The 7699-nt window shown below is 42.0% G+C and carries 3 protein-coding genes and 1 pseudogene; all 4 read right to left on the reverse strand.

The features are described from left to right. Positions 1-110: 110 nt before the first annotated feature. Positions 111-686, reverse strand: a pseudogene (locus H6G14_RS32285) (MFS transporter); the annotation flags it as partial. Between the two features lie 66 nt (positions 687-752). Beyond that, positions 753-3308 (reverse strand): TonB-dependent receptor domain-containing protein, encoded by a 2556-nt coding sequence (locus H6G14_RS32290; RefSeq protein ID WP_190572980.1) that lies wholly within the window; start codon positions 3306-3308, stop codon positions 753-755. Between the two features lie 247 nt (positions 3309-3555). After that, the gene (locus H6G14_RS32295) at positions 3556-3774 is read right to left on the reverse strand and encodes a ssl0294 family protein (protein ID WP_190572976.1); all 219 of its coding nucleotides are present in this window, start codon (positions 3772-3774) and stop codon (positions 3556-3558) included. 132 nt (positions 3775-3906) lie between these two features. Further along, a complete protein-coding gene (nrdJ, locus tag H6G14_RS32300) occupies positions 3907-7311 on the reverse strand; it encodes a ribonucleoside-triphosphate reductase, adenosylcobalamin-dependent (protein WP_190572978.1) in 3405 nt (1134 codons plus the stop codon). Positions 7312-7699 lie beyond the last annotated feature (388 nt).

Raw genomic sequence — 7699 nt, forward strand, 5'->3', positions numbered from 1 at the left:
CAAGATTTAGGCGTAGTCAAAGCCCTACGAAAACCAGTCTTCAAGCTGGATCTATCCCCTTTTCCTGCACCCTCTTGACAAATGTGCAATTACTTTAACCTCTCACGGATGAGTTGATACTGACTTTTTTCTCTATAAATTAATATGGGAACTAAATTTATCAGCATAAATATCGACAGAGTAATTAAACTATATCGCCAGCCAATTTTATCTAAGAGAATGAGCATTACCCCACCACCAATAATTGCGCCGAAAATATTGCCTCCAGATTGAATTGCATTCCCTAATCCCCGTTCTTGAGGTTCGAGTAAATTTACTGCTAAGGCATCAGTAGCAATATCTTGACTGGATGAAAATAAAGATGCTAAAAACATACAAGTTAGTAATGCGTTTAAGTTATCTTGAATGTCAATAAAAGCCGTTACTAACATAGTTGAAATCAACAATAACTGAAAGCAGATAATCCAACCACGATAATGCCCTAACTTGCCTAAACGGTAGCGGTCAATGAATGGAGACCAAAGAAATTTTAATCCTGATGGTAGAATTAATAAACCTAGAAATCCAATCACATCTAGCGACATTTTTTGTTGTCGCATGAAAACGGGTAATGCTTGAATAAAGAATGTCGTCGGGATAAACTGAGAAATATAAAGTGTGGCGAATAAAATCAGTTTAGGAAGCATAGCAGCACTTAGAAAATTGCAAAATGGCGACAGAGATAATGTTTACTGTCGCCTCCAAAATCAAGATTAAAAACTCGCACTTACTCGCACACCATAAGTTACCGGGTCGCCAAATCCCGCAGTTCCATTTGGTAGTGGGAATAGGAAACCAGAGGTGATATAACGGGTATCAAACAAGTTATTTGCATATAGATAAATGCCATATTTTTCGCCTTCATAGCCAATCCGGGCATTTACTAGTGCATAGGGGTCTTGCTTCACTTGGTTAGCATCATCAAAGTAAGTTATTCCATAACCGCGCAATTCTGCACGGGCAAAAATACCACCGGGACTACGATATTGAACGGCTAAATTGTAGGTTAATTCTGGTGCAAAAGGAACGCGGTTGTTGCTAAAGTCTCCATTTGTGAAAGGATTTCTATAGTTTTTAAATTTGCTGTCTACGTAGCCAATACCAGCAATTAAATCTAGTCCTTGTAAAGGCTTGGCTTTGAGTTCAAATTCTAAACCTGTGATTTTGACATTTGCATTGGTAACGTTTCTAAAAAAGCCAAAATCATCGGTCAGCAGCACTTGGTAGTTATCAACATCGCTTTGAAAAATAGATAGATTTGCACTTAGACGGTCGTCTAACCAAGAAGATTTTAAGCCTGCTTCGTAAGTCCAGGTGGTTTCTTCTTGAAATCGGCGTGTATCTTCTGTATCCGCACGGTAGTTAAATCCACTTGGTCTGTAGCCTTTGGCTATTGTGGCGTAAGCCATTAAATTGGGATTGAAGCGATACTGTAAGCCAAAGCGGGGGATAAATGCCTCACTATTGAGGGTAGCATTGCGGACTTCTGCGGTGGGTGGATTGACTGTACCATCAGGATTTACAAAAACACGGCGACGGTCGAGTTCAGCGTCAGCAGTTTCATAGCGCCAACCTGCAAACAAAGTTAGTGGTGCAATTGGTTTGTAGTCAATTTGCCCGAATATGGCGTAGGTTTGGCGATTTTGTTCTGCGGAAACGCGATCGCTTCCTGGCGCTGGTAAACCAAAGGCTACTGCACCAGCATCACTATATTTAAATGTGTCATCTAAAACATTAAAATTCCGTGACTCGTAATATCCACCCAGTAACCACCGCAAACGGTCGGCACTTTCAGGAGACTGGATGCGAAATTCCTGAGACCACAGGGTTGAATTGATATCAATAATTTGCTGTAGTAAATCTCCTGGGAAATTGTCACCCACTAGGGTATTTTGATTGCTAAATCTCCTTGTGGTAATGGATGTAGCCCGAAATCCATCGCCGTTGTAGCTAATTTTTAGCGCTTGGGTATTAGTGCTGAGACGATTGAAACCGTCAACTTCTTGGGAAACTTGAAAAGGGTTTTCTGCGTTTTGCCGAGAAAAGGTAGGATTGCCGTTATCGTTGTCACTAGCATAGGCGTTAAAGGATATATTCCACTCTGGTGTGGGTGTCCAGAGAATTTGGGCGCGTCCTGTGAGTTGCGATCGCTCTCCGATTGGCTTATTGAGAAAGGTATTGTCAAATACGCCATCTCGTGCATTGTATGCGCCAGCTAGTCGAAATGCCAGTTTATCAGGAATAATTGCATCGCTGAGGGATAATTGCAATTCCCGGCTGTTATAGCTACCGTAAAGAGCGCTAATTCGCATCTCTGGCTGATTACTTGGCGGACGAGAAATCACATTTACCACCCCAGCCGGACTACTTCTACCATAGAGGGTACTTTGGGGGCCTCGCAAAATTTCCACCCGTTCTAAATCAATCAAACCAACATCTAAAAAGCCACCATAATCAAAAGGAACATCATCAATGTAAAAGCCAACGGTGTCTTGATTGGCTAAAAAGTTAAAGTTATTTAACCCCCGTACACTGTAGTAACCAAAATCAGCACTCCCCGCAGTGGTGGGGAGAAAACTAAAGTTGGGTGTGTTGTTGGCGATATCTTGGAAAGAACGAATTTGAGCGTCTTCGATTTCTTGCTGAGGAATTACCGTCAGGCTAAGGGGGACATCCTGCGCGTCTTCGGGGCGTTTTTGAGCGGTTACTATCAACTCAATGTCTGGGGAAGTAGGAGTAACGGCGATCGTTAAATTATTAGATTGATTTACTACCTGGATTGGCGGTAGATTTCCTGAAGATGCGATCGTTACACGCACCGTGTTGTTAGATTCCTGCTGTGTTACCGTCACATAAGAAATACCATCAACTGGCGTGTCCTCCCGAAATTCCTTTCCTTCTGGTAAAGCTAGTACTGCATTAGGGATATCTGCAATAAATATATTGCCTTCTTGAAGAGTTTCTGGTGCAGATATTTCTCCATCTGGAGTTTCCAGAATTAGCTCGAAACTATCGTCTGTACGATTGATTCGCACACCAGTAATCTTGATTTGTGGAGGGGTTGGTGCTGACTGTGCTAGCCAATCTTTAACACTCGTTGGTGGATGCTTAATATCACTCAATTGAGGAATATTTGTAATTGATCCAATATTATTTGTGTTTACCGGCTTCTCTTGTGCATTTGCTTTCTGAGTTATCAGCAAGCAAATCGTACTTGCTATACCTATATAGATACACTGATTTAGTTTCAAGGCTGCCCCACACTCCACAAAAACCACACCGCAAGACTGAGAACGCAACTCTTAAGTGTTGCGCCTCCAGACTTTCAGTAAGATTGTTTACTTCATGGAGTAGGCTTGTCAAAAGACAATCTGTCAAAGACTATCAATATTTCTATCTGAGACTATGAATACATTAGTTTCCGTATATCTGGGGATCAGAGGAATTTCTGATAAGAACGGGGCGTGGGGAGTTGTGTGTGTATTCGCTATATTTATTCTCCCCAGTCCCCAGTCCCTAATCAATCGATATTGACTGAGGGCCACTGGCTTTGCCATTATGTGCTTCAGTTACGGGAAAAGAGTAAGTGTTAACGCCTCTTTGCTTATCCAGCCAGCTTTTAACAGGATCATCAGCCAAGTTGAGTCTCAACACCCCAGAGGCAAATCCACCCAAAAATGAGGCTGGATGTTGGACTAATTGTTTGAATATTGGTGACAGTTCATCAATGAACATTTAAATTTCTCCTGATAGTTGGTGTAAAAATATCAAATCTTCATTAATCTTAACGTGTAAATTCAGGCAGGTTTCCAGAGAAGTCAATAGTCAAAAATAATGACTATTGACTGTTGACCATTGACTTTGGAATTAATTCGGACTTTGTTCAGGCATCATGCACTTATCAGAGTCGCAACCTGCTGGGCCGACTTCCATCAAATCGCCGAAATCGTAGCGACTTAAGACGGCGTAAAAATCATCTGTTTTGCGCCGTTGTACAACTTCTGCCACCATCTGCTCATACTGTGCTTTGGAGATTGGCTCAAATGGGAGACGAGGGAAGGTTTGGTGGTCATCGAATCTGGCGAGGAGTGCTGCACTGATGTAGCCTTCATCATTTTGAATGGCTTGCCAGATTTGCTCTCCTAAGGTTTCCACTTCATGTTCTCGCACCTCGATGGTTGCAGATGTGTTGTGGGTGACGTAGAATTTCTGCACCTGCATATAGAAATCCATTTGGGCGATCGCATTAAATTTGCTGATGTCGATGGTATCAGCCCCCGGTATATCTGCCCAAGATACAGCCACAGGGATTTCTACTAACCATTCGCTTACCCGTGGATCTAACGGATCATTCAGCAAATTACCCTGTTCATCCTTGTCTGACTGGGAAGGTATGACATTGTAACCGTAGTCAATACAAGCCAAAGCCACTGGATCATTTTTACGGAATGTAATCCGACGAATAAACCTTTGAGCTTTGGGGGGATGCCAACCGGGACTAGCACCAGTTAATAAAGACTTTGTACCACTAGGTTGGACGGTGGTACAGCGATTTGGACGCTTAATGTTGTGGCGATCGCAATAATCCCACACAACACGCTGCACAATCTCGCGCCAAGAACTGAGATATTTCTCTTCCTCGCGCTTAAATGCCAATCCTTGCGGCGTTGCTGGTCGTCCTGCTTCCCACCATTGCAGCCACTCTGCACCAAAAGCATGAACAAAGAAATCAAATAAACCAGTGAAAGAAACACCCACAATGGGATCTAGTTCCCGACTATATTGATAGCGTGGTTCTGGGAATTGGTGATTTAAGAGTGTCGCTACAGATAAAGCCCCAGCAGTGAAAGCCTCCTCTTGTTCTTTGTAATTAAACGGGTCGATTTGATTGAGATGTATCTCAGACAGATTACAGTGAAAATCAGATCCAATTATCTCACCACAATTATGAGCAACGATACCATTAGCATCAAATTGAGAAGCCCCTGGGACAGTACAATCATAAACTGCTTCCAACCCATCAGATACAATTTGCTTAACTTTAATAGCAAATCTTTCTCTATTTAATTTTCTTTTGTACCCACCTAACAATTCCTGTAAACGCGTGGACTTTTGAGGTTCTTGAAATCCCACAATCTGCTCAAATAAATAAAGATTATCGTTGGAGATTACAAGCTCATGTTGTGCTTTACAGGAATACAATTCTAGTTCACGATTACTATTCGGAAGAAGACGATAAGCTTCAGGACGACGTTCTTGATAAATAGCAGAGATAATTCCTAAGCGTGCCAGCATTCTCTGCACGATCTGCAACGTTTTCAGATTACTTTGTGCTAGTCTGACACTCACACCTTTTTGTTGATTACCTTGAACGCTACCATCAGCATCAAACAAACCACGTAAAAAACCACGATAAAATTCATAGCTAGCTTGCTCGATTTTATCGGTTGGCATCTTGTGTTCTAAAGTTACACCATAATTAGCTGCCAATTTCGCTAAACCAGATGAGTTAATAACTCGATGTTTTAGCTGTTGATGATAGCAACCAGAATCGGTATTACCCGAATAATTTACTGCATTTTTGAGCAAGGTAACGGCATATTTTCCCATTTCCTGTTGACTATCTTGCCAATATCTCAAATAGGCTGTTTTACCCCATTGTGTTGATGCAATGCTGCCATCACCAATCAAATTTCCCAGTAACCAACCCTCATCAAAAGTACCAAAACTATCCCAAGGTTGAATTTCACGATGATTATGAACCAAAATATAATCACCAGGAGATAAGTCTTGAGTTTCTACCCACTCAGAATACTGTTTTTTCTGAGTTTGGGCTGTCACTTTGAGAAGCTGATGATTTCCCGTTAAACGTAGTTCATAGCCCTCTTGCGTGATAACTTTTAAGATGGGTTTGACTCCAGTGAACCAAAAGCCCTCGGTTGTGGTACTAAACAATTCTCCGTTGACATATACACTCAACTGTTTGCCTATTAAGTCTTTAACTTGTCGCGCACCTTGTTCAGTGTGAACCCAAGTGTCAGCAGTGACACACGGATTTAAACCATAGCGAGCTAAACGGTGTTCTAGCTCATTGGCATCTAAATCAGGGTGTCGTTTCTGCAACCAGTCTCTAGCTGTTCCTTCTTCGTAGGCTTTGAGGAACTCTACTTTCAAGGCTTGTGTTGGTAGCAAATCGATATTGGCTCTAGCTACAGCTTCACCAGCCCATTGAATCGCCCCTTCGCCACTGTAATATTGTTTACGTACAGCATCAACGCACTCTTCTAATGTGGGCTTGCGGTGAAAGACTCTGGTGTGGTTCGCCATCCGCAAAGAATCACGCTCAGGATCAATGCGCCATCTGCCGTTTTCATCTTGCTGCCATAAGTTATCTTTGGCAGTTGCCCCTAATTGGTCATCAGATATGAACTGTCTCATACCCGCGCTTCTTCTGATATTGCCTGCAACAATTGTTACGGCACCTTCGTCAATCAACAGACAGCACTCTACAGAATTTAATTTTCTGCCTAAGGCTTTGTTGAGAATGGCTGCACAACGCTGATAAAGTCCAGGTAATTTTACCGGATTGGCAACGCCGCCAAAGCCGTTGAGGGTTTCCCCAGATTGGCGCACGTCGCTAACATCAACAAAGACTTGTACTTCATCAGTAAATCTTTCATCTGTGGATAGTTCCAAAAGGGTTTGATAGGATTCAACCCAACCTTCACGGCTATCTCCAACATAGATAGTAGCGCTATTGCCTTCTATATGGGTTTGTGTATATTCACGACGTAAATGTTTAGGGGTAGTACCAATTTCCCCTTTAACAATGATATTCAGGCGATTACGAATGGGTGGCAGTTGATTAATATATCCCGGTTCGATGACGGCTCCCGTGCCACAGCCCATCATCGCTAGGTTCATCATCAACCCGAAGGCTTTCCAGTCTTGGAGGTTGGTAGACGTACAGTTATAGGCACCGGAGAAGTTTTTGGATTTATTGATCCAATCTGTACCGCCTACCCACAACCAGCGTCCACTGGGTAAAGCTGTTAAATTACGCTGTGTCTTGTCTAAAATTGCTACTTCTTCCGGACTCAGCTTACCTAATTCAATTAAATCTTTGAGGGTGCGATCGCACACCTCATCCCACGTTTCCCTTAACCCCGCTTCTGTACGGCGGCTATAGGTTCTAAAAAATACCGGATTGGCAGCTGGGGCAGATTCAGGAAACCTTGCACTCTGACGTTTTCTCTCAAGCTCACGAACCATAAATCAAGTCTTGTTGCTTGTTAACAGATTACGACTATACGCCAAGTAGATTGAGGATAAAAGATTGAAAAATTTGCCACTTTACGCTAGGCCAGTGCTGTACAAATTGCCACATAAGTTTATGGTGTATAATAACTTTTCCTACCCAGAAAGTTTATATACTGAGTTGTAATTATCAACAGTAATAAAGCGTGAAAATGATAGGCGATAGGGCAAATTTAACTTAATCTCTACTTCCATTCAAATAACAAATTTTAGTAATAAGCAATATATATTAGGACTTACGCATTGACAAAAAATTTCATTCATGTGTACTAAGCAACACAAGTATGGGTAAGATTTTCTACAATGTAATCACGCAAAACTAAAGTGAATAAGTTCCTTTGCA

The organism is Nostoc parmelioides FACHB-3921 (assembly GCF_014696625.1).
Lineage (GTDB): Bacteria > Cyanobacteriota > Cyanobacteriia > Cyanobacteriales > Nostocaceae > Trichormus > Trichormus parmelioides.

Coding starts and splice junctions, on each gene's coding strand:
- H6G14_RS32295 (WP_190572976.1), bottom strand. CDS start 3,774: ATGTTCATTGATGAACTGTCACCAATATTCAAACAATTAGTCCAACAT.
- nrdJ (WP_190572978.1), bottom strand. CDS start 7,311: ATGGTTCGTGAGCTTGAGAGAAAACGTCAGAGTGCAAGGTTTCCTGAA.